The 21,353-nt window shown below is 42.2% G+C and carries 23 protein-coding genes and 6 pseudogenes; 9 read left to right on the forward strand and 20 right to left on the reverse strand.

Annotated elements, in window-relative coordinates:
• Window positions 1-40 precede the first annotated feature (40 nt).
• The 3 genes from NI470_RS08350 to crp all read right to left on the reverse strand — a co-directional run bounded on the left by NI470_RS08350 (window position 41) and on the right by crp (window position 2,480).
• Window positions 41-406, reverse strand: a complete 366-nt coding sequence (locus tag NI470_RS08350) for an antitoxin Xre/MbcA/ParS toxin-binding domain-containing protein (RefSeq protein ID WP_004646580.1) — start codon at window positions 404-406, stop codon at window positions 41-43.
• A gap of 143 nt (window positions 407-549) precedes the next feature.
• Window positions 550-1,599: an NADP(H)-dependent aldo-keto reductase gene (locus NI470_RS08355; protein ID WP_253148124.1), complete on the reverse strand. Its 1,050-nt coding sequence runs from the start codon at window positions 1,597-1,599 to the stop codon at window positions 550-552.
• Between the two features lie 173 nt (window positions 1,600-1,772).
• Window positions 1,773-2,480: a cAMP-activated global transcriptional regulator CRP gene (gene crp / locus NI470_RS08360; RefSeq protein ID WP_004280141.1), complete on the reverse strand. Its 708-nt coding sequence runs from the start codon at window positions 2,478-2,480 to the stop codon at window positions 1,773-1,775.
• 147 nt (window positions 2,481-2,627) lie between these two features.
• Here crp and NI470_RS08365 point away from each other — a divergent pair, with 147 nt between their 5' ends.
• Complete coding sequence (locus NI470_RS08365; RefSeq protein WP_253148123.1) at window positions 2,628-3,050, forward strand: OsmC family protein; 423 nt, start codon at window positions 2,628-2,630, stop codon at window positions 3,048-3,050.
• Window positions 3,051-3,139: 89 nt separating this feature from the next.
• Here the strand turns inward: NI470_RS08365 and NI470_RS08370 are convergent, their stop codons facing one another.
• Window positions 3,140-4,177, reverse strand: coding sequence for a metallophosphoesterase (locus NI470_RS08370; RefSeq protein ID WP_005262073.1), 1,038 nt, complete (start codon window positions 4,175-4,177; stop codon window positions 3,140-3,142).
• 220 nt (window positions 4,178-4,397) lie between these two features.
• Between NI470_RS08370 and NI470_RS08375 the strand changes: the two are divergent.
• Window positions 4,398-4,928: pseudogene (locus NI470_RS08375) on the forward strand (transposase); the annotation flags it as partial.
• 168 nt (window positions 4,929-5,096) lie between these two features.
• Here the strand turns inward: NI470_RS08375 and NI470_RS08385 are convergent.
• The 4 genes and pseudogenes from NI470_RS08385 to NI470_RS08400 all read right to left on the reverse strand — a co-directional run bounded on the left by NI470_RS08385 (window position 5,097) and on the right by NI470_RS08400 (window position 7,656).
• Window positions 5,097-5,878 (reverse strand): annotated as a pseudogene (locus tag NI470_RS08385) (sulfite exporter TauE/SafE family protein).
• 68 nt (window positions 5,879-5,946) lie between these two features.
• Window positions 5,947-6,819, reverse strand: coding sequence for an MBL fold metallo-hydrolase (locus NI470_RS08390; RefSeq protein WP_253148122.1), 873 nt, complete (start codon window positions 6,817-6,819; stop codon window positions 5,947-5,949).
• 2 nt (window positions 6,820-6,821) lie between these two features.
• Entirely contained in the window at window positions 6,822-7,238 is a 417-nt protein-coding gene (locus NI470_RS08395; RefSeq protein ID WP_253148121.1) for a DUF6691 family protein, read from the reverse strand.
• Between the two features lies 1 nt (window position 7,239).
• Window positions 7,240-7,656, reverse strand: coding sequence for a YeeE/YedE family protein (locus tag NI470_RS08400; RefSeq protein WP_176537262.1), 417 nt, complete (start codon window positions 7,654-7,656; stop codon window positions 7,240-7,242).
• Window positions 7,657-7,776: 120 nt separating this feature from the next.
• On the opposite strand from NI470_RS08400, the gene NI470_RS08405 reads away from it, so the two are divergent.
• On the forward strand, window positions 7,777-8,097 hold the full coding sequence (locus tag NI470_RS08405; RefSeq protein ID WP_004280150.1) for an ArsR/SmtB family transcription factor: 321 nt from the start codon (window positions 7,777-7,779) through the stop codon (window positions 8,095-8,097).
• Here NI470_RS08405 and NI470_RS08410 read toward each other — a convergent pair.
• The 4 genes and pseudogenes from NI470_RS08410 to NI470_RS08425 form a co-directional block, all read right to left on the reverse strand.
• Window positions 8,094-8,456 carry a YidH family protein gene (locus NI470_RS08410; protein ID WP_004646570.1) on the reverse strand — a complete coding sequence of 121 codons (363 nt, stop codon included), beginning with the start codon at window positions 8,454-8,456 and terminating at the stop codon, window positions 8,094-8,096. The two genes, NI470_RS08405 and NI470_RS08410, sit on opposite strands and share 4 nt — an antisense overlap.
• 107 nt (window positions 8,457-8,563) lie before the next feature.
• The gene (dsbG, locus tag NI470_RS08415) at window positions 8,564-9,304 is read right to left on the reverse strand and encodes a thiol:disulfide interchange protein DsbG (RefSeq protein WP_005251413.1); all 741 of its coding nucleotides are present in this window, start codon (window positions 9,302-9,304) and stop codon (window positions 8,564-8,566) included.
• Between the two features lie 18 nt (window positions 9,305-9,322).
• On the reverse strand, window positions 9,323-10,171 hold the full coding sequence (locus NI470_RS08420) for a TlpA disulfide reductase family protein (protein ID WP_222112024.1): 849 nt from the start codon (window positions 10,169-10,171) through the stop codon (window positions 9,323-9,325).
• Window positions 10,168-11,127 (reverse strand): annotated as a pseudogene (locus NI470_RS08425) (cytochrome c biogenesis protein CcdA); the annotation flags it as partial. The gene NI470_RS08420 and the pseudogene NI470_RS08425, both read right to left, overlap by 4 nt.
• A 2-nt stretch (window positions 11,128-11,129) precedes the next feature.
• Between NI470_RS08425 and NI470_RS08430 the strand changes: the two are divergent.
• The 4 genes and pseudogenes from NI470_RS08430 to NI470_RS08445 form a co-directional block, all read left to right on the forward strand.
• Window positions 11,130-11,234: pseudogene (locus NI470_RS08430) on the forward strand (winged helix-turn-helix domain-containing protein); the annotation flags it as partial.
• The gene (locus NI470_RS08435) at window positions 11,227-12,606 is read left to right on the forward strand and encodes a sensor histidine kinase (RefSeq protein WP_004730032.1); all 1,380 of its coding nucleotides are present in this window, start codon (window positions 11,227-11,229) and stop codon (window positions 12,604-12,606) included. The pseudogene NI470_RS08430 and the gene NI470_RS08435, both read left to right, overlap by 8 nt.
• A gap of 283 nt (window positions 12,607-12,889) precedes the next feature.
• Window positions 12,890-13,036 (forward strand): annotated as a pseudogene (locus NI470_RS15895) (IS5/IS1182 family transposase); the annotation flags it as partial.
• A 174-nt stretch (window positions 13,037-13,210) separates the two neighbouring features.
• Window positions 13,211-14,194 (forward strand): potassium channel family protein, encoded by a 984-nt coding sequence (locus NI470_RS08445; protein ID WP_004280160.1) that lies wholly within the window; start codon window positions 13,211-13,213, stop codon window positions 14,192-14,194.
• 114 nt (window positions 14,195-14,308) lie between these two features.
• On the opposite strand, the gene NI470_RS08450 is transcribed toward NI470_RS08445, so the two are convergent.
• From NI470_RS08450 to arsC, 6 genes are all read right to left on the reverse strand, one after another.
• A complete protein-coding gene (locus NI470_RS08450) occupies window positions 14,309-15,376 on the reverse strand; it encodes an ArsO family NAD(P)H-dependent flavin-containing monooxygenase (RefSeq protein WP_253148119.1) in 1,068 nt (355 codons plus the stop codon).
• A 142-nt stretch (window positions 15,377-15,518) separates the two neighbouring features.
• The gene (arsH, locus tag NI470_RS08455; protein WP_004280163.1) at window positions 15,519-16,223 is read right to left on the reverse strand and encodes an arsenical resistance protein ArsH; all 705 of its coding nucleotides are present in this window, start codon (window positions 16,221-16,223) and stop codon (window positions 15,519-15,521) included.
• Between the two features lie 4 nt (window positions 16,224-16,227).
• Complete coding sequence (arsB, locus tag NI470_RS08460; protein ID WP_005093695.1) at window positions 16,228-17,268, reverse strand: ACR3 family arsenite efflux transporter; 1,041 nt, start codon at window positions 17,266-17,268, stop codon at window positions 16,228-16,230.
• 5 nt (window positions 17,269-17,273) lie between these two features.
• A complete protein-coding gene (locus NI470_RS08465) occupies window positions 17,274-17,747 on the reverse strand; it encodes an arsenate reductase ArsC (protein ID WP_253148118.1) in 474 nt (157 codons plus the stop codon).
• Window positions 17,748-17,753: 6 nt separating this feature from the next.
• Window positions 17,754-18,074 carry a metalloregulator ArsR/SmtB family transcription factor gene (locus NI470_RS08470; RefSeq protein ID WP_004646559.1) on the reverse strand — a complete coding sequence of 107 codons (321 nt, stop codon included), beginning with the start codon at window positions 18,072-18,074 and terminating at the stop codon, window positions 17,754-17,756.
• A 208-nt stretch (window positions 18,075-18,282) separates the two neighbouring features.
• Window positions 18,283-18,717 (reverse strand): arsenate reductase (glutaredoxin), encoded by a 435-nt coding sequence (arsC, locus tag NI470_RS08475; RefSeq protein WP_004646558.1) that lies wholly within the window; start codon window positions 18,715-18,717, stop codon window positions 18,283-18,285.
• A 167-nt stretch (window positions 18,718-18,884) separates the two neighbouring features.
• On the opposite strand from arsC, the pseudogene NI470_RS08480 reads away from it, so the two are divergent.
• Both NI470_RS08480 and NI470_RS08485 read left to right on the forward strand, forming a co-directional pair.
• Window positions 18,885-19,126 (forward strand): annotated as a pseudogene (locus NI470_RS08480) (LexA family protein); the annotation flags it as partial.
• Window positions 19,127-19,207: 81 nt separating this feature from the next.
• Complete coding sequence (locus NI470_RS08485) at window positions 19,208-19,498, forward strand: hypothetical protein (RefSeq protein ID WP_253148117.1); 291 nt, start codon at window positions 19,208-19,210, stop codon at window positions 19,496-19,498.
• A 161-nt stretch (window positions 19,499-19,659) separates the two neighbouring features.
• Here the strand turns inward: NI470_RS08485 and NI470_RS08490 are convergent, their stop codons facing one another.
• Together NI470_RS08490 and NI470_RS08495 are read right to left on the reverse strand one after the other, a co-directional pair.
• A complete protein-coding gene (locus NI470_RS08490; RefSeq protein WP_079281087.1) occupies window positions 19,660-20,067 on the reverse strand; it encodes a transposase family protein in 408 nt (135 codons plus the stop codon).
• 41 nt (window positions 20,068-20,108) lie between these two features.
• Complete coding sequence (locus NI470_RS08495) at window positions 20,109-20,513, reverse strand: transposase family protein (RefSeq protein WP_253148116.1); 405 nt, start codon at window positions 20,511-20,513, stop codon at window positions 20,109-20,111.
• Window positions 20,514-21,353: the final 840 nt, after the last annotated feature.

Here is a 21,353-nt window from a genome sequence, read left to right on the forward strand (position 1 = left end):
TCTGCTATTTTTCAGCTTAGTAGAGAATAGAGAGATATTTTTAGTACGGTTGCAACCTTCCTAGTAATCGCAATACTTCACTCAAACCATGTTCTGTTTGCATCAAGGATCTTGGCGTTTGATGATTCAAAAGCTTGTTAGGTGAATTGATAAAATGGCGCATCCAGCTCAAGTCTCCACCATGCAAGCTAAATAACTTTTGATAGATATTTACTAAAGCTATAGCTTTTTCGCCTGCTGTAGTATCTGGTTCTAATTCTTTTTCATTTATAACCAGAGATAATTCCGCCTCAGATAAACCCAGAATCAATGCAAGTTCGAATTCTTTCAGTTGCAACTGCTCAGCTAAGTTGAATACTGCTATAGCTAATACTTGGGATTTAGAAATACCTGTTTCACTATTCATTTTTATCAAATCATCTTGATGCGTCTTATTTCGATTATGCTGCTTTTATTGTTTTCCGGCCATGTTGTTTATCATCAAATTTAATTTCTCATAAAATTAAAACACCCTCGCTTGGAGGGTGCTTTAAAATAACAACACCATGATTATGGTGCCGGATTCGGTTGCTGACGGTGAATTGCCTCAATACCTTTCAGTATTTCCTCAGACAGATCAATTTCAAATGCCTGAATATTTTCTTTCAGCTGATCCAGATTGGTGGCACCAATAATCGTGCTGGTCACAAAGAACTGCTGCTTGATAAAGGCTAAAGCCAATTGGGTGAGATTTAAACCATGCTGTTCTGCCAGCTGGGCATATTGCTCGGTTGCCCATTCACTTTGCGGATTGCTATAACGGCTAAAGCGGGAGAACAGTGTTACACGCGCATTGGCGGGACGCGCACCATGACGGAATTTACCGGTCAAATAACCAAATGCTAAAGGTGAATACGCCAATAAGCCTACATTTTCATATTGGGCAATTTCTGACATGCCAATTTCATAAGTACGGTTCAGCAGGTTATAGGGATTTTGCACGCTGACGAATTTGGACAAACCTAATTTTTCTGCGAGATGCAGGAACTTCATCGTGCCCCACGGGGTTTCATTGGAAAGGCCTATATAACGGATACGACCTTTTTTAATTTCATCCTGCAAGGCAGTCAGGGTTTCTTCGAGATCTGTGACGGCACGATTTTCTGCCGCTTCAGCATTGCCATAACCCAGCTTGCCAAAGAAATTGGTTGGGCGTTGCGGCCAGTGTAACTGATACAGATCAATATAATCCGTTTGCAGGCGTGACAACGACTGGTCAATCGCTGCTGAAATTTCATCGGCAACAAAACGGGTTTTTCCATCCCGGATATGGCTACCACCTTGCGAGGGTCCGGCAATTTTTGAGGCTAAAAAAAGTTTGTCACGGCCACCACGGGCAGCGATCCAGTTCCCGATAATACGCTCGGTAGCACCCTGCGTTTCAGGTTTTGGCGGTACCGGGTACATTTCCGCAGTATCCCAGAAATACACTCCCTGATCTAAAGCATAATCCAGTTGCTGAAAAGCCTGTTCTTGTGTGTTCTGCTCACCAAAGGTCATGGTGCCCAAACAAATTTCTGGCAAAAAAATGCCGGTATCCGCCAATGGTCTGAATTGCATAAAAACATCCTGTGAATTTTATTCAGTGAATTGAGATCAAGTGGGCTATAGCCTATCGGAATTATAAGGGAGACTTAAATCATCTTTTCTGAGAAGCTTGTTCTAAATTTTTATGTATTGAGTAATGACGCATAAAAAAAGCAAATCCGAAGATTTGCTTTTTAATATCTGGATTATTCGTCTATGGCACCATCTGCCACTGCTTCAGATGCTTCTTCTAATGAAGCATCAAAGATCAGGATGGCTTTACCATCGGTTTCGATCATGCCCTGCTCTTCCAGGGTTTTTAGTACACGTCCGACCATTTCGCGGGAACAGCCAACAATGCGACCAATTTCCTGACGGGTAATACGAATCTGACGGCCATTCGGCAAAATCATCGCTTCTGGCTGTGAAGACAGGTCGATCAGACAACGTGCAATCCGGCCTGAAACATCAATAAATGCCAGATCAGTGACTTTACGTGTGGTATTTTTCAAGCGGCGTACTAATTGAGCAAATACTGCATAGCTCAGATCAGGATATTGCTTGCTAATTTCGTGAAAGTTTTCATAGGTAATTTCGGCAATTTCACACACATCACGGGTACGAACTTCCGCAGTACGTTGTGGATTAACCTCGAATAGACCCATTTCCCCAAAGAAGTCACCCGCATTTAAATATGCCACGACAATTTCACGATCATCATCTTCACGAAGAATGATAGATACAGACCCCTTCAGAATTAAATATAAAGATTTAGATTCTGATCCTGCATCAATGATCGTGGTACGTTTTGGATAACGATTAATATATGCACGTTTTAACAGTGCTTTCACGGATTCTGGTAATTGCCCCGGAGAAAGCGCATCAGTGCTTAATTGTGAAAAGTTTGAAGTCATGCTAACAGTTCCGATTATGGATAATTTATAGATCGCACAAGACCTAATGTGAACTTGTCACACAGTGGGATTGAAATTCCGTATCAACCCAATTTATGTTAGTGTACAGTTACTTGACAAATTTATAGCTTTTTTTAGGTAGTTGCAATGCAAACAAGCGTTCATTGGTTAGAGAATGTTGCTTTTGAAGCAAAAACTCAAAGTGGTCATAGCCTTATCATGGATGGTTCAGCTGAATACGGTGGTGAAAACCGTGGTCCCCGTCCTATGGAACTGCTTTTAACGGGTCTGGGCGGTTGTGCGTCTTTTGATATTGTTACCATTTTAAAGAAGGCTCGTCAGGATATTACCGATGTACGCTGCGAATTAAAGGCTGAACGTGCAGATACAATTCCGGCAGTATTCACGAAAATTCACTTGCATTTTGTAGTGGCCGGCAAAGCGATTAAAGAGAAACAGGTCGCAAAAGCCGTAGAACTTTCTGCTGAAAAATATTGCTCTGCCAGCAAAATGCTGTCTGATGGCGGTGTTGAAATCACCCATGATTATGAAATAATCGAAGCAGAATAAAATCTAGATTCTGTAAAAAAAGCGGCTGGAAAAGCTGCTTTTTTTGTATCCGAAAATTGTCAATTAAAAATCTCCCCTATTGTCTTGCATCAGAACCGCTGAACTGAATACTGATTGCCATCTTCAAAGCTCAAGATATTTTCTGGAAATCTTAAGGCGCCGAGTCGATGTCTGAACGCGACACCCTGTTGACGATCGAGATAGCGTTTACCCACTGAATAATCCACACAAAATACGTTTTGTTGCTGTCCATACCATTGCAGTGCATCGATCGATTTGAGTAAACCGGTTTTTTCTTCAGTAGATTTAAAGTTCCGCCAATAATGTCCAGTAATGACTGGAATTTGGTCGGTATAGCTGTCCCACCATGGCACGCGGTCGATCATCCGCCACCTTCCACCGGCATAAATCGGTTCTAAGGCGATTTTTTCCGCACCAGAAGTAATGACCCGAATCGGATTGTGCATTTGCTCACGTAGCTCTTTTTCTGCGAGATGTTGCAATAAAGGTAAAGTTGCAGCCGGGTCTTTGAACTGGTGTTGGTAGCGTTGCTGCTCTATCTGGATGAATTCATTAATACCTAAGGCTTGCAGATCCAGCGCTGTATGTTGAACGAAATCAGCATAGGCTTCGCCAAGCGAAGTAAAACCAGAATTGCGTAATTGATCAATTGATCCTTGATGCCAACAGGCATGTACAACACGCAGCTGCTCCGACTCCAAGGCCAACGGTAAGCTATTTAAAAAATCCAGAATCCATTGTCGATCTTTGATTGAGGCTTGGATCGAATCAAAAGGTTTCAGATCATCCTGATGCGGTGAACCAAAAAACCAGCCATTGCCTTCCCGCAAAGTATCGGTCAATAGGTTCAATTCATGATTACCCATCACACATTGTGCATAGCCTTCATCTACCAGCTGTTTGACGCGTTTGATCACCGCAACACTGTCTTGCCCCCGGTCACATAGATCACCGACAAAAATTAGTTTGCGCTGTTCTGGATGATGACCATTCCGGTCATAACCTAATACCTGGATCAGTTGTTCCAGCGCGGCAATCTCACCATGAATATCCCCCACGATGTCCACGGGACCAGTGAAAGCCTGCTGTATAAATGAGTACTTCATTTATGCATCCTGAATTAAGTCTAAAACAGAATATATCCCTAATAAGTATCCTTTAAATTTATGAAGATCTGAATACAGAATGAATCATCATTTAAATAATTTAACCCGAATCACGGATAAGAAATTGACTTGAAAAATAAGAGGACTAGAGCCATCAGTTGAGTTACCAAACCAAACTCACAACTCTAGTCCTGATGTTCAATAGTACCGATTCTGCTTAATTGATGATTTCTTTCTTAAATTTGAAGCAACTTATTGGAAGTTCCTCAAACAAAGTCATCATTCTCTAAGAATCAGAAATGCTCAGCTCACAATTTCAGAAATCTGCTTTATCACCATTTGGTACAAATGTTCTCATTTCAATAATTTCAAAGCCTTTTTTACATGGCTAAAGCTGGATAAAAGCTTTTTATTTAAGCACTTGCCTTGCTGCCAACGCATGATTCACTTGATCAATAGGCATGAATTAGCACTACATGCCCTGTATGTAGCTTTGATGAAAGGCAAAGATAAACAATACTTATAGATTGATTCAACAACGCTACCTGTTTGTAAAAATCAACGTATTCAATGGCATAAATCATTAGCCCAAATCGCATCACGTGGCAAAAGTTCTATGGGTTGGTTTTATGGCTGTAAATTACATATCGTGATGAACCAATTTGGTGAAATTAGTTGTTCTGCTTTATCGAATGGACATGTTGCTGACATAAAAATGGTTGAGCAATTGGTTGATGGTTTTGCATCGCTTCAAACAGTTCATTTACGCTGACTTCCTGAATCCGGCTTTTTGCATTCTGGATCAATTGCTCTGCAGTTTTCATCATTTTTATTCTTCCTCGGCCATTAAAATTATATTTTGTATAAACGATGCTCAGGTAGATTGAAAGCGTTTGAGTTTAAATTTCCAACTGGCTATTTAGCCCATGAGCGCTGAATAGATTAAATACATCGCCACCCCAACCACGGTAGTGGCAAATATTTTCTGTACCTTGTTACTGTCAATCCGCTGCATCAGACTGCGTCCAATTAACATCCCGACAATACAGGCCAGGACAAAGGTCAGCGTAACCGAAACAGGATATTGAAAGCCATCCAGCACGTGTGCAGAAATACTCACCCCACCAATCAGAAAAATAATCATCAGGGAAGTCGCAACGATACTGCGCATATCAAGGTCGGTGAATTTACGCAGGGCTGGAACAATGACAAAACCACCCCCACCCCCAACAGACCGGTTAATAAACCTGCCACGACACCAATACCTGCTAGGAACGAAGCAGTTTTGACATTCCAGATCAGGCGACCGGTGGTTTGATTGACCTTGCACGGTGCATTGCCATGATCGGTCACTTTATTAAAGAAGATCCGGTAAGCCACAATCAGCATCACCAGACTGAAAGCCAGCGTTAGCCAGACCGGAGAAACGATATCAGCCAGATGTACGCCATAACGGGCTGAAGGAATACTGATCAGCGCGATCCAGAGCGCAGCACGATAACGCACAATACGCTTGAACAAACCCTCGAACGTTCCGACCAAGGCGGACAGCGTGACTGCAAGCAATCCCACCGGCGCAGCTTGGGCCACGGTCCAACCCTGACTCGCCATCAGTGCCGGTACAGCCAGAATACCGCCACCGGCACCAGTCAAACCCAATAGCACTCCGATAACCAGCCCTTCAAGTATTAATGCCCACATCGCCCTCTCCCTTATCCACAAAAGTGATTCAATAAAGGTTGAACTTTTTGTTGAATCACGACACAAGCTTATTTGAAGTAGTTAAGAGGAAGCTTGAGGTAAGAAACACCATTTTGTTCTGGCTCAGGAAACTGCCCTGCTTTCATATTGATCTGAATCGCCGGTAGAATCAGCTTAGGCATATTGAGTCCTGAATCTCGTTGATTTCGCATCTGAGCAAATTCAGCTTTGCTGACTCCCTGATGAATATGAATATTCTGTGTCTTTTGTGTCTGGATATCAGATTCACACACATAGGATTCACGTGTTTCAGGCAAATAGTCATGACATAAAAAGACCCGGGTATCTTCTGGCAACTGAAACAGGTTTTGTACCGAATCATAAAGCTGTTCTGCGCTGCCTCGCGGAAAGTCACAACGTGCTGTACCATAATCTGGCATAAACAGGGTATCACCCACAAAAACCGCATCTCCAATCACATAACTCAGACAAGCAGGCGTATGTCCCGGTGTTGGAATGTTATAGGCCTTCAATGTTCCGATTTGGAACGACTCATGATCTTCAAATAAATAATCAAAGAGCTGCTGAGCATTCCATTGTTTAATATCCAGATGATAAATCGCGCCAAAAGTTTCCTGAACAATACTAATTTTCTGGCTCATGGCAATTTTGCCACCTAACTCAGCTTTAAGATATTGCGCTGCAGTCAGATGATCAGCATGGACATGGGTTTCGAGAATCCACTCAACCGTTAAATCCTGCTCTTTAATATAGGCAATAATCTTATCGGCATGAACAGTTGAGGTACTTGCCGATGCCGGATCATAATCCAGAACGCTATCAATAATAGCGCAGGCTTTGGTCGCCGGATCACGTACAACATAACTGAAGGTATTGGTATCTTCGTGAAAAAAATCTTTTACTATAGGTAAGTTTGACATCGTTAAGCTCCTGACCATTTACGGTGAATCCATACACCCACCAGCATTGCTACAATAAAATAGAGCACTTGATAGTGGCCCAAACCGATCAAGGTGAAACTTGGCGCCGGACAGATGCCGGCAATACCCCAACCTGCACCAAATAAAACCGCACCCGTGATCAGCTTCTTATCTATCTGATTATTTTTAGGTAAATCAATAGGTTCATTAAATACTGTTTTTGGTTGCGCCGTACGTAATGCTTGCTGGAAGGGAATAAAGGCCACCGCAATCGCGCCCATCATCACAAAGGCCAGACTGGCATCCCAGTCGCCAAACAGATCCAGGAAATCGAGTACTTTTTCCGGATTGGACATGCCCGATACCATCAATCCCACAGAGAACAGCGCACCAAATAAAAAGGCAAACACATTTTTCATTTTAGAATGCTCCTGTGAGATGACGGATAATATAAACAGCGACAAAACCTGCAAACATGAAAGTCATGGTCGCGACAATAGAACGCTTAGACAGGCGACTGATGCCACAAATTCCATGACCACTGGTACAGCCCGAACCCAGACGTGTCCCAAAACCCACCAGCAGACCTGCCACAATCATCATCAGTGGGCTGGCGTTCAATTCGATTTCAGGTTGTACAAACAGGCCATAAATAAACGGTGTGAGGATCAAACCTGATAAAAACCAGATTGCAGGTGTTTTAAACATGGTTTTTGAGTTTAAGACTTGCCCAATCAAACCACTGATTCCTGCAATACGGCCATTGACATACAGATAGCCGACCACTGAAAGTCCGAGCATTAAACCGCCAATAAATGCGATGAGGAAGTCATGCATGGTGAATCAATCTCTATACAATATACTTTTTTATATTATATAATAAAAAATAATAATCAAGCAGTTTTGTGGTAAATTGTGTAAACTGCATGGGTTACATCAAAGGTTTCAAGGACATCTATGGATATGATTGCTGCAAATGCCAAAATTGATTTTTCACAGGTCGATTTCGTCAGCCAATGCCTAAAAGTTTTAGCCAATCCTGATCGTCTGAAAATCTTATGTGTCCTGGTTGACGGGGAAATGAATGTTCAGGAAATTGAAGAATCTACCGATATTCATCAACCTACACTTTCACAACAGCTGACTGTACTGCGTAAGGCCGACATGGTTGGCACCCGACGTGAGGGCAAACAGATTTTCTATCGTCTGAGTGACCCCAAGGTCTTGAGCCTGATGCAAAAGCTGTACGAGCTGTATTGCGCCCAGCCCTCTTCTTAGTGCAGCCAAAAAGAAATGATCAGAAGCAGTCCGCTAAAAGCAGTAAACAGATTTAGCCATACGGGATACTGGGTGTAATAACCTTCAATAAATTCCGGCGGTCGCAGTGATGTCAAACCCCGTCGATATTGCAGGATTGAGGCGAAATTCACCAACATACCAAATACAATCACCGCAATTCCCAACCATTGTGAATAAGCTATTTTCTGTGCATAAGTGTCTGGGTCCACCAGTTGCACTAGCAGGTTGGATTTTTCAATCACAAAACCAAAAGCAATTAATGCCAAACCACTCCGGTTCCACGCCAGAGCGGTTCGTTCCAAAGCAAGCAGTACCCGTGGATCATCCAAATTTGACATATCTTATCTGCTCTTCATGCTTAGCCTATCCACCAATGTAAATCTGCCTCCCTATCATGTATAGATGTTTTAAGTAAAAATTACTTTTCTATCATGTAGTTAAAATATTATTGTTCAAAAATTTCCTTGACATCCATCGCCAGGCCTTGAGCAGATTTAAATTCACCCTGATTGTTTTTCCAGACCATCGACGGTGTGGAGAAAAAGCCGTATTTCCCCATTAGGGCCTGGTTGGCATCAATTTTTGCAGCAATTTCGGCAGGAATCTTTTCCATTTTCTTGAGCTGCTTTTTGCCTTTATTCTTGTTTATATCATTAAAAACTGCCGCTGGATCTTTCGAATTCAATAGTGTTGCCACCTGGCCACGGCTTTCTTCACGGATCACACCGACCTGAATATGACGCAGCTGTACCTTCCCTGATTCTACCCAAGGTCGGGCCGCCTGCCAGAATTTATAACAATATGGACAATTTGGATCGGAAAAGACATAGACCACACGTGGTGCATCTGGCTTGCCATCCTGGATCCAGGTGGATTTTTCCAGGGTTTTCCAGACATCGTCCAATACCGCTTTTTTCATATGCTTTTCAATCTGCTCATTGGACAGGCTTTTCCCTTGTGCATCAAACAGTTCGCCCTTGATATAATATTTGTCATCGTTGGAGATAAATACCGTATTGGAGTATTGGTCTTCATGCCCCACCCAGCCGGTCATTCCTTGCGGTGCCGGAATCTGTTTTACAAATACAAAACCCTGTTGTTCAATATTCTGTTTAATATTTGCCTGCGTGTGCATGCTCATGATCAGGAACATACCTGCACCAAGCACCTGGTAAATTTTGTTCATACTAAGTTCTTCCGTTTTTTAAGGTTGATCTGAAATTCGGTTTAAATATTGCTGCAACATGGCCGGACTGAGTTCCCCCATATGCCGCTCGACCAGCTGGCCTTGAGCATTAAAAAACAGCGTCGTTGGTAGGCCAAAACTATTCAGCTGCTGGGGTAGTTCACCATATGGGTCCAGCAGGACATGTTTAAATTGAAACTGATGTTTTTTTAAATAGGCATTTACAGTTTCAACTTCCTCACCCTGATTGAGCATGACAAAATTCACTTGAGGGTGCTGCTCGGCTGCTTTGGCTAACACCGGCATTTCGCGGTGACACGGCGGACACCAGCTCGCCCACAAATTAATTACCGTAGGCTGGCCAATGAACTGGCTGAGTGGAATCTTGTCTGTACCCAGACGCTCCTGTTCTAGTCCAGCAAAGGCTAGATCAGGAAACGCTGCTTCAGTTTTTAGACTGGATTTGAATACGAGCCCAAGCCCGATCCAAAGTACCAATATGATCAACAAGAGGGCTTTGAATCGGGTCTGAAACTGTCTGTTTCGAATGACATACCATAAAGTACCAATCAGCACCCCTCCCCATAAATGAAAACCTTTGTCCTGGATTTTCAGTATGTCGATGGGTGCTGCAAAATACAGCTCGGCATTGAGTAGAACGAAAACAAGACGCGCACCCAGCATTCCAACCAAAAAACTGCTCCAGAGCAAATCCTGACTTTGTCCAAGCTGCTGTTTAGACCATGAATACTTTCTGGCTAATCCAAACAAGACAGCAGATAACAGCATCAAGCCAGTGGCAACAATAATAAGTGTCCAGGGCAACATCAAAGGTCCCAGATGCAGTGCATCACTGGAAATCATCATGGTTGCTCCCCCTGCAGTTGCTGCAATGTGCCTAGTAAATGTGTCGCGCTAAAGCTTCCGGTTAAACGCAAGTCTCGCTGTTCCTGATGCGCTGCATTTAGAAATATGAGGGTGGGTGGTCCGAGGATTTGCCATTCTTTTAGCAGCTCATCCTGACTTGGATGATAGTGGGTCAGGTCTAATTTGATACGAACCACATTTTGTAAAGCCTTCTGGACATCACTACGTGGAATCACTTCCTTTTCAATCGGTTGACAGGCCACACACCAGTCTGCATAGACATCAATCACCACCGGCAGTGCAGGATGTTTGGCTAAAACCTGTTGCAATTGTGCGGCTGTGCTGACCTTCTGCCATTCAAGCCGTGATTCTACATGGGCCACCTGTACCTGACTCCAAACATGATAGAGCTGCATGCCTCCTGCATAGACCAGTAAACCACTGAGCAGCATCAGGCCTATTTTCGCTACAGACCGATGCACATGAGGCAGCATCTTGAACAAGAAGTAGCCTGAACAGGTGATCAGTACCACACCCAAAAGGCTCAGGTATAAAATGCCGGGCAATAGTGGACGGGCGAAATACAAGGCCAGCGCCAGCATGACAAAGCCAAAACTAAACTTCAGGCGATCCATCCAGATGCCAGGTTTGGGTAAAAGATGAGACCCAAATACGGCAGCAATAAATAGCGGCAAGCCCAGCCCAAGGCCTAAGACGAACAGATAACTAGCTCCCAGCATCGGTTGATTGACCTGAGACACATAGATTAAGGCACCGGCCAACGGCGCACTCATACATGGCCCGACAATCAGTGCAGCGATCATGCCCATAAGACCGGCACCAATCAGCGTGCCACCCTTCTGCTTTTGCTGCCATTGATCCAGACGCTGTAACATGCCTTTAGGTAAGGACAGCTGAAATGCTCCAAACAGATTAAATGCGAACAAAACAAACAAAGAATGTACACATTTATCACCTGAGACAAAAACTGCATCCAGATTTAATTCAGACCATTCGTGGTGTGGGATATATTTTTAAACCGTTTGAGCAGCGTCATGTTTAGTCACAGCTTGAAATGGCGTTTGGTCATGAGTCTTTTGGCCGTGTTTATTGTGCTGTGGAGTGCAGTATTTTCATGGCTGTATATTGACCTGAAACAGCGTTTACAAGACACACTGGATCAACGCTTATCGGCATCTGCACAAATGGTTGCCCGGCTGATTCAGCAGTTACCGCTGGATAGTCTAGGGGATGCAACCTTATCCAAATTAGCCAAGAATGATGATGCAAACCAGTTAATTGCCTGTGAAGTTTCTCTTTTTAGCTCTGACATCTCGTTAGGTAATCAGGTGATTGCCAAAACACGCGGTGCCCCCCAAAATTTAAGCCAACGACCAGAAGGATTCAGCACCTGGCAGCAGGGTGATACGGAATGGCGCAGTTATGTTCTGCGTCGTGGCGATATTCAGGTGGTGGCAGCAGAACGTATGTTCTTGAGGGATACCTTACTACAGCAGATTCTGCAGTCCGTACTGATTCCCTTGGTCTTCTCACTGCTGATCTGTATTGCCCTGATCATCTTTATTATCCGCAGACAGTTCCGGTCTTTGGATCAGCTCAGTCAATACCTGAACCAGAAAAACCTTAGCTATTCAGAGGTGGCAGATTTTTTAATGCAGCTCAAGCCTGCAAGTATTCCCCAAGAAGTACAGCCTTTTGTCAACAATTCCACGCAGTTGATTCAAAAACTCAATGACAGTCTGCAACAGGAGAAAGCCTTTAGTGCCTATGCTGCACATGAATTACGCAGTCCCCTGACTGCAATTAAAACCCATGTACAACTGGCCCAGCTGATCGGTCAGCAGCAGCACCTGCCTGAATCCATTCAGCATAATTTGCAGCAGGCCAATGAGAGTATCCGGCGTTATACGCTGTTACTCGAGCAGCTTTTATTGCTGACCCAATCAGAAAACAGTATCCAGGCAATGCCTGAGGCCATCTGGCTTCGCCCCACACTTGAGAAAGTTCTTGCAGACTTAGGTACACGCTATCCAGAAATGAACAAAAAAATACAAGTAAACTGGGACAACTTGGGCGAAATTCAGCTGCCTGAATTTGTGCTGTATACCGTACTGAAAAATCTGCTTGAAAATGCCCTGCTGCATGCACAGGCTGCCCATATCTGGATTTCCATGCAGTCTGGTTGCCTAGTGATTGAAGATGATGGACAGCAACTGACAGCACAGGATATCCAACATTTAGGACAACGCTTCTGGCGCAAATCTGCTCAGCAGCACGGCCATGGTTTAGGACTGGCATTGACCGCTAACCTGTTAAAACAGTATGGCTATCAGCTCTCTTTCAATGCCCGACAGCCCTATGGGCTTCGCATTGAAATCAATTCAATACAATCGAAAACCCTAGAGATTTTTTGAAATAAAAATTCTTACTTTTCAACATCCAATAAAGATATCACCAATTCAAATCACTTCCTTTGTTTATACAAATAACTTTTTCTTCAACAAAAACCTTCTCTGTATTCTCAAGTTTATGATCAGGCGATCACAACGCACTTTTAATTTTTAGCATAGAAACAGGTATAAAAATAATAAGACCCCTCTATGAAAACAAAAATGCCAGAGAAAAAAGATCACTTGATGCAACTAGGCCTGTCACCAATTAGCTTAAAAAAATCTAATCTGTCCTCATTATTTTTTCATGACTAAACGCTATGCATTAAGAGATGATCAGTGGGAACAGATTAAGGATCTGTTGCCCGGACGAGCAAGTACTGTTTGAGTAACTGCCAAAGACAACAGGGTATTTGTTGAAGCAGTATTGTATCGGTATCGTTCAAGTATTCCGTAGTGAGATTTACCAGAATGCTTTGGGGATTTTAGAGTCGTGCACACTCGCTTTAGCCCTAAAAATCCAGGATAATCACCACCCCACAGTTCTGATTAATTTTTTAAAAATTTCCTTTCGATGGCCGGGCTTGCGCTAAACTCAAAGCATCTTATCGCACCGTAATGCACTGTTATGGAATTCAAGGCCTGGTATAAGCTTCGCAGATTTATTTATGACAATTTGCATAATGAAGAACACGAAAGCATCTTAAGTCGCGTCATCAATATATTTCTGATTATATTGATTATTGGGAATACTGCTGCCGTTTTACTTGAATCAATCAATGACCTCTATCAATCCTATCAGCTGCTGTTTGATGCCTTTGAATTATTCTCGATCTTTATTTTTACCCTGGAATATTTATTAAGATTTTGGGCCATTGCGGAAAAAGACCCCTTTGAAGGTGCATGGAAAAACCGATGGTTATGGATCCGTAGTGGCGGTGCCATCATTGACCTGTTGGCGATTCTCCCGGCCTATATTAACTTCTTTGTGCATCTCGATTTACGCTTCCTGCGAATCCTTCGATTGTTCAGATTACTCAAATTAACCCGTTATTTCGTCTCCCTGCAGATTTTATTGCGGGTGATCAAGCGCGAAAAGGGCTCATTTCAGGCGGTTATTTTTATCCTGCTGATCATGATCATCATCGCGGCGGCTGGAGTATATGTGGTTGAAAATAAGGCTCAACCAGAAGTCTTTAGCTCCATCCCTGCATCCATGTGGTGGGCAGTGGTGACACTGACCACGGTCGGCTATGGCGATGTGACACCAATCACCCCCTTAGGCCGCTTTCTAGGGGCTTTAATTACTATTTTAGGGGTGGGTCTGGCAGCGCTTCCTGCGGGTATTCTGGCAAATGGTCTGGCCAATGAGCTGAGACAGCGCAAGCACAAACTGGAATTAAGATTTCGTGAACTGCTCGATGATGCAGAAATTGACTTAATTGAAGATCAAGAAAAAATTGAAATTTTACGTAAAGAAGTCGGACTGAGCAAAGAACAAATGCAGGATATCCTGTTAGAACTTATTCATGAGCGTAAGAAAGAACAACTCGAGCAGGAAAAAAACAAATATTTCTTCTGTCCACATTGTGGGCATAAGTTACCTGATTAAATTCGAACGTCAATGCAAGCGTATCATCACGAGCATCAGACCATCGGGTATGACGCTCGTTGCAGACAAATACTATTCACTCAATCCACTCGACTGAATCAGGATCAAATCCTCTCAGGCCAAAAATACAGCGATGTCTTCCGCTACTGCCCGAGCTGTCCGGGAAACCCCGACCAGCGTGGCCGAAGCAGCACCGGTCCATTCTCCATAGCCCACCAGCCATAAATTTGGTACCTGAACAGAGCGGCCATTCTGAACCGCAATGGTCTGGTCCGGCTGGATAATTCCGAGACTGCTGAGGTGATTCAGCGCCGCCTTAAATCCTGTACACCAGATCACCACATCCACATCCACATGCGCTGTGCTGCCATCTTCCCAAATCACGCCATGTTCTGTAAAAGCTGAAAATGGACGCCTGCTCTGCAAAATGCCTCGCTCACGTGCATCTTTAACTGAATCAATCATGACAATATCACCCAACCCCCCAATGGGCTGCTCAATCTTTCTACCTTCCTGCTGGGCTTTCAGGCGCTCAGTCGCCCTTAAGAACAGGACACGGCCATCGACATCATCTGCCAGAAACTGCGGCGGTGTCTGGGTGATCCAAAGCGTTTCGGCCACCTGAGATACTTCTGCCAAGATTTGTGCACCAGAGTTACCGCCACCCACCACCATGACTTTCTTGGTTTTAAATAACTCAGCATTTTTATAATCTGCGGAATGCAGTTGTACGCCCTGAAAATGCTCACGGCCGGCATACTCGGGAATAAATGGTTGGCTCCATGTCCCTGTAGCGCTTACCACCGCTTTGGCTTTCCAGGATTGTTCCCCGGCATAAACCTCTAAATACTGGCCCTTACTTTCCACGCGTTCCACACGCACCGGACGAACTACAGGAAAGTGATAGCGCTGCTCATAGGCGGTCAAATAATCGATCACCTCATTGCGGGTCGGATAGGTCTGTTCGGTCGCCGGCATCATCCAGCCTGACAGCGAACTCCAGCTATTCGGGGAGAAAAGACGCAAGGACTCCCAGGCATGCTGCCAGGCACCTCCAGGCTGAGGCTGATCATCCAGGATGATAAACGGAATGTTCTTGCGCTTTAAGAAATAAGCTGTGGACAAACCGGCCTGTCCAGCACCGATGATGATCACATCAACTTCAGCTTGTAATTGAGCCAAAATATTCCCCCCCCTTCTTTATTGTCATCAAATAAAAACCCAGCCTGCTTATCAGACTGGGCGTATTTCATAAAATTTTCAAGCGTTTAAATTAGCCTTCCATTGCTCAAGATACTTTTCAGTCTCTCTGATCACCTAGAATTTATAAACTACGCTGATTTACCCGTTTGGAAAGCTCTTCAGCCGATTCCTTGCGTTCCGAATAACGGTTGGTCAAATAAGCACTTTGCCCACGGGTTAGTAAAGTAAACTTATACAGTTCTTCCATCACATCGACAATCCGGTCATAGAATGCCGATGGCTTCATTCGTCCATCTTCTTCAAATTCCAGGAATGCTTTTGGAATTGAAGACTGATTTGGAATCGTGATCATCCGCATCCAACGCCCCAAAACACGCATCTGGTTTAGGCTGTTAAAGGACTGTGATCCCCCACTGACTTGCATCAAGGCAAGGGTTTTTCCTTGAGTGGCACGAATTGCGCCCCCTGCCAATGGAATCCAGTCAATCTGGGATTTAAAGATGGAACTCATAGAACCATGTCGTTCCGGTGAACACCACACCATGCCTTCAGCCCATGCTAAAAGTTCATGCAACTCTTTCACTTTTGGATGTTCAGTATCAGCATCTTCCGGTAAAGGCAGTCCTTTCGGATGGAAGATTTTTACTTCTGCCCCAAAGTACTCAAGAATTCGACCGGCTTCAAGAACTGCAAGGCGACTGTAAGAACGTTCCCGATTAGAACCATAAAGCAGCAAAATCCGAGGAGGATGAGCTAGTTCTTTGGCTTGGACTTTTTCAAAGGTGGGTTGTTCAATAAGATTTGGATCTACGTTAGGCAGGTTCATCGGATCAAGCCTCTTTAAAATATTTCTTTCTTAGCCACAGTGAAACACTCACTAAAGCAATTAACACAGGTACTTCAACCAATGGCCCAATAATCGTGGTAAAAGCAACTGGCGAAGCGATACCAAAAGTTGCAATAGCGACTGCAAGTGATAATTCAAAATTATTTCCAGCAGCAGTAAATGAGATTGCAGCAGTTTTTGGATAATCATTGCCCATCCATTTACTCATAAAGAAGCTAATAAAGAACATGGCCACAAAGTAAATGATTAAAGGAATCGCGATGCGTAAAACTTCCAGTGGAAGACTTACGACATCGCCCCCTTTTAAGCTAAACATGGCCAAAATCGTAAACAGCAAAGCCATTAAACTCAGCGGGCTGATTTTTGGAATGAACCTGGTTTGATACCATTCCACGCCTTTTTGTTTCACCAAAATTAAGCGCGTTAAGAAACCCAATAAGAACGGAATTCCAAGATAAATCAGAACAGCATGGGTAATGGTCCAGAAGCTAACATTGATCACTTGAGCTTCAATACCAAAATATGGCGGAAGGAAGGTCAGGAATAACCAGGCATAGGTACTGAAGAATAAAATCTGGAAAATACTGTTAAACGCCACCAATGCTGCAACATATTGGTTATCACCACAGGCCAGACCATTCCACACCAGTACCATGGCAATACATCGAGCTAAACCAATCAGGATTACGCCTGTCATATACTCTGGATAGCTATGCAAAAAAATCACAGCCAACGCAAACATCAATACCGGAGCAATCAACCAGTTTTGAATTAAAGATAGCGTCAGGGTTTTTTTATCCTTAAACACTTGTGGCAAGGTCGCATAATCCACTTTTGCCAGGGGTGGATACATCATCAGAATCAGACCAATCGCGATTGGAATATTGACTGAATTAATACTGAATTGATCCAGAGCAACCGATGCTTGAGGAAAAAAGTTTCCTATGGCGATGCCTAACGCCATGGCAATAAAAATCCACAGCGTCAGGTTGCGATCTAAAAAGGACATGCGTTTTTCAGACATGTGACTTACTCAACATTCGAAATTTGATTAATCGCTGCAATCAATTGTGAGCGAGAAAGCTCATTTACGTTAAGTTTAAACAAAGCATCCAGGCGACGATTGATATGTTCAACAGTGTTCATAAAGGCTTGCATTTTTTCTTCTTTATCCACCTCTAAATGTGACGGATCAGACAGGCCCCAGTGCGCCTTGATCGCTCCACCCAGATACAGTGGGCAGGCTTCCTGTGCAGCCGCATCACAGACGGTAATCACTATGTCTGGCTGATACTGTTCACAGGCATCAATCGTCTTGCTGGATAAGCCTTTAGTCGATAAGCCCAGATTGTGCAGGGTTTCAAGCGTCAAGGGATGCACCTGACCGGAAGGTTTGCTGCCGGCACTGTAAGCGACCCAGCCTTCTGGCGCACGGCTATTGAACAATACTTCAGAGAGAATGCTGCGGCAACTGTTCCCCGTACATAAAAACAAAAATTTCATGAAAACTTACTCGCAATGGCTCTGAATCGATAGAGCGGAAGAATCAAATAAAACCGGAACCTCACTAGCTTTTAGCACGTCCAGAATTTCAAAACACCAGGCAGGCAATTGCTGATTAATGCTGTAGTACACCCACTGGCTTTGCCGGCGATCGTTGAGTAAACCACAAGAACGTAACAAGGCCAGATGACGTGAAATTTTCGGCTGGCTTAACTGCAGTTTATCGGTCAGATCACAGACGCATTGCTCTTTGTTTTGTGCAATTAGCAGGACAATACTGAGACGTGTTTCATCAGATAAACATTTAAAAAACTGAACGTGGTCCATAATTGCTCCCATTTTTTATGCAAATATACACATATCCATATATATGGTAAAGATGACCTGTCAAAAATGATATCCAGATCAGAATATGCCTACCAGAAAGCGCTCGCTTGAACAATTTCCCGCTTTTTCCGATATAGATCATCGTCAATGTGTTTTTCAGATAAAAAAGCTCCAATCAAGTTGAAGCTTTTTCGCATGGGGGGACACTTTATTTTACCCGATTGCCCTGTTCATCCACGATGATTTCACCGTCTTCTTTGGCAAAGGCTTTTAATTGTGGCAAAGGCAGAATATCCAGTACCACTTCCGATGGACGGCATAATCGGGTTCCAAACTCGGTAACCACCAACGGGCGATTGATCAGGATCGGATGTTGCAGCATGGCATCCAGCAGTTTCTCATCGCTCCAGCCGGCATCATCCAGATTCAGCTCGGTGTAGGGATCGACATTTTTACGGAGCACTTCACGAACCGTCAAACCGGCATCCCGAATCATGTTGACCAGCTGATCTTTCGAGGGTGGCGTAAGCAGATATTCGATCACTTCCGGCTCAATTCCCGCATTGCGAATTAACGCCAGCGTATTGCGTGAGGTGCCACAGGCCGGGTTATGATAAATTTGGACTTTTGGCATTTGATTCATGAGCTTCCCTCTTATCGATGAATCATAGCTTTATATATGAATATACGCATATTCGCAATATAAAATATATGTGCTTTATGAATACAATCTGAGATGGGGACTCCAAAACCATTGGAAACAGTTTCAAAATGAGGCTGTCTTATGTCTAGGATACTGGGAGCAGTCCAGTTGATCCGGATGCTTATTACGGAGACACGCAATCTGGTGACATTATTGTGGTAAGTCACGGTGATAATGCTACTTTCAAAAATTAGTTATCGAGGCAAATGGAAAAAGATATCTTCAGGCTCTAAATCCAGAGTTCAAGCCAAATATTATTGAGTTAAACAACTAATGTATATTTGTAGGTCAGGTAGTTAACTGTATACGCTATGTTTATCGAGCGAGAATAAGAGTTAGAAAGAATTAACAAAAGCTAATATATTCAGCGTTATATAAATTGATAAAATCGCCGTTTTCTACAGAAAATTTAAGATTGTTAAGGATTGAAGTGAATATTCAAAATGATTTACCAGAACTAAGTAATTACAGTGAGTTAAGCAGTAAAGAGCAATTAATTATCCATCAAACGCTTATTTCGTACGTACGCTCAGATCACCTCTATAATATTATCTTAACCCATAATGTTGAACCTTACGACTTAGTTAAACTTGTAAGTATTAGTTTTGAGAATAGAGATGCTGCTATCTGGGTTCATTTTGAAACTATTACAGCTGAGAGACTGACAATGCCTCTCGATTTTATTTCAAGAATAGAAGTATGTAATTACGAAGTTTTTTAAGACTAGAATCGAGTCCCCCTAGCGGGGGGATTTATGTTAAATAAGATCTAAGACAAAATAGAAATACTCCTGGTAACATACATAAGAAGCCAGCAGCTTTTGCAGCCATATAATTCTTGACCTTTTTATGGGAAATATGTGGTCTAAAAATTAGACTTCCTTCATAAATCATTTTTCAACCAATTTAATTGTTTATCTTTCACCCAATCTAAATTGTATATGCCAGCAAGTAAATTAAACCGCAGGTTTAATCGTTTACGACGATTTCTATATACACAAGATAAAATCTTAAAACATTTCATCCTTCCAAATACATGCTCTACTTGAATTCGTCTACGACCAATCTCTTTATTTAACTTTTTTAATTCAGAATCTAGTTTTTCAGTTTTCTTTGCTTTAGATGGCATGAGGCATCCAAAACCCAATTTCTTTATCCCTAAATACCCCTTATCAACGATAAAAAAGGGCTTAAATTTTAATTTCCTCATGCTTTTTTTAAATATTTTAAAATCATGCATGCTTCCATGACTTCCACATACACTCAGTATTTCACCTGTTGTATAGTGCATAGATAGCTGAAATTTAAAGGTATGTCGCTTTTTTTTTACCGCTATACCATTTTTTCTGTTTTTTTTGGACGTTGAACTAATATTTCAGTTGCATCAATCATAACAACTTCCCAATCCACTTCATCTCGATTAGGAAGTTGTTTTGGCAAGTTAAATTTTCCAGAACGGATTAAGGTATCTTCAATAACGCGTGTGATACGAATTGCACTCGTTTCAGATACACCGTAACTCATACCAAGATGGAAAAATGTTCGATATTCTCTCCAATATTCTATACATAAGAGCAAACGATCTTCCAACGGTAATTTATGCGGTCGTCCTTTACCAATATGACAAGGTAACTCCTTATTTAGCTCGGCCAACATGAGGTTAAATGTAGCCCAACTAACACCGGTAAGCCTACGAAACTTAACGTCTGATAATTTTTGAATATCTTTGAATTTCATCCAAGGATTATCCCTTGGATTAAATAATTTTGCTGATTAATTTAAGATCAAATAAATTGTACGTTTTTTGATTTATGACGGAAGTCTATTATCCCTGTAAAACATCATATAAATCCTATAATTATTAGAAACGATGACATGATTTTAATCTCTTATTTTTTTCTAAGTTTATATTAAACAATCCAATATGTACGAGTTTTCTTTTATAAGATTCTCTATATAATTCAAAGTTAAATAACAATAAACTTTATATTTTTTCTTATATGTGAAGCTTATCCCAAAAAATTTAAAGGAAACTATATACTAGCTCTTATAAGATTGTCCCCCCAATGCCTACAATGAAGATAAACTGTTGAATGATTTAGATAAATCACTAAATTAATATAAATCTTATTATAATATAAAGGGTTAGACACTTTTTCTCTCGACTTTAAAATTTCCTTTCGTTGTTAATAATTAAGATACATTTAAAATGCTTCTTTAGACCTATAATTTTGAAAATTTTTTGGTAGCTTCGATTCATTATGACTTTTTATATATTTCTAATACTCATGAATATCGCAGCTATAATGGCAGTGATTGCATTTTTTCATAAGTAATAAGAAAATTACATCTTGGTATTCTTAACCGCAGGCTAATTTTAAATTTCATTATAAAAATAAATTTCTTTAAGCATTATTTTTGGTATAAATTTCACACATTTCTATATAATATCTATCTTAGGCTCCCGTTTATAAGAATTACTCATATATTAGATCTCTTGCGAAAGTAAAAAATTGTTTATACTAGCCCCATGAAATATGAAAATTTAACTCGATTTAATGATGGGGAATTTAAACG

This window comes from Acinetobacter lwoffii, from assembly GCF_024129115.1.
GTDB classification, from domain to species: Bacteria; Pseudomonadota; Gammaproteobacteria; order Pseudomonadales; family Moraxellaceae; genus Acinetobacter; species Acinetobacter lwoffii_T.

Bases quoted from the DNA above. Each gene is read 5' to 3' on its own strand.
- NI470_RS08410 (WP_004646570.1), bottom strand. From the start codon at position 8,456: ATGTCAAATTTGGATGATCCACGGGTACTGCTTGCTTTGGAACGAACC.
- NI470_RS08470 (WP_004646559.1), bottom strand. From the start codon at position 18,074: ATGGACCACGTTCAGTTTTTTAAATGTTTATCTGATGAAACACGTCTC.
- NI470_RS08355 (WP_253148124.1), bottom strand. From the start codon at position 1,599: ATGCAATTCAGACCATTGGCGGATACCGGCATTTTTTTGCCAGAAATT.
- arsH (WP_004280163.1), bottom strand. From the start codon at position 16,223: ATGAACCTGCCTAACGTAGATCCAAATCTTATTGAACAACCCACCTTT.
- NI470_RS08465 (WP_253148118.1), bottom strand. From the start codon at position 17,747: ATGAAATTTTTGTTTTTATGTACGGGGAACAGTTGCCGCAGCATTCTC.
- NI470_RS08405 (WP_004280150.1), top strand. From the start codon at position 7,777: ATGGATATGATTGCTGCAAATGCCAAAATTGATTTTTCACAGGTCGAT.
- NI470_RS08400 (WP_176537262.1), bottom strand. From the start codon at position 7,656: ATGCATGACTTCCTCATCGCATTTATTGGCGGTTTAATGCTCGGACTT.
- arsC (WP_004646558.1), bottom strand. From the start codon at position 18,717: ATGAATCAAATGCCAAAAGTCCAAATTTATCATAACCCGGCCTGTGGC.
- NI470_RS08420 (WP_222112024.1), bottom strand. From the start codon at position 10,171: ATGATGATTTCCAGTGATGCACTGCATCTGGGACCTTTGATGTTGCCC.
- NI470_RS08395 (WP_253148121.1), bottom strand. From the start codon at position 7,238: ATGAAAAATGTGTTTGCCTTTTTATTTGGTGCGCTGTTCTCTGTGGGA.
- NI470_RS08370 (WP_005262073.1), bottom strand. From the start codon at position 4,177: ATGAAGTACTCATTTATACAGCAGGCTTTCACTGGTCCCGTGGACATC.
- NI470_RS08445 (WP_004280160.1), top strand. From the start codon at position 13,211: ATGGAATTCAAGGCCTGGTATAAGCTTCGCAGATTTATTTATGACAAT.
- crp (WP_004280141.1), bottom strand. From the start codon at position 2,480: ATGACTTCAAACTTTTCACAATTAAGCACTGATGCGCTTTCTCCGGGG.
- NI470_RS08490 (WP_079281087.1), bottom strand. From the start codon at position 20,067: ATGCACTATACAACAGGTGAAATACTGAGTGTATGTGGAAGTCATGGA.
- NI470_RS08390 (WP_253148122.1), bottom strand. From the start codon at position 6,819: ATGTCAAACTTACCTATAGTAAAAGATTTTTTTCACGAAGATACCAAT.
- dsbG (WP_005251413.1), bottom strand. From the start codon at position 9,304: ATGAACAAAATTTACCAGGTGCTTGGTGCAGGTATGTTCCTGATCATG.
- NI470_RS08365 (WP_253148123.1), top strand. From the start codon at position 2,628: ATGCAAACAAGCGTTCATTGGTTAGAGAATGTTGCTTTTGAAGCAAAA.
- NI470_RS08495 (WP_253148116.1), bottom strand. From the start codon at position 20,513: ATGAAATTCAAAGATATTCAAAAATTATCAGACGTTAAGTTTCGTAGG.
- arsB (WP_005093695.1), bottom strand. From the start codon at position 17,268: ATGTCTGAAAAACGCATGTCCTTTTTAGATCGCAACCTGACGCTGTGG.
- NI470_RS08435 (WP_004730032.1), top strand. From the start codon at position 11,227: ATGTTTAGTCACAGCTTGAAATGGCGTTTGGTCATGAGTCTTTTGGCC.
- NI470_RS08350 (WP_004646580.1), bottom strand. From the start codon at position 406: ATGAATAGTGAAACAGGTATTTCTAAATCCCAAGTATTAGCTATAGCA.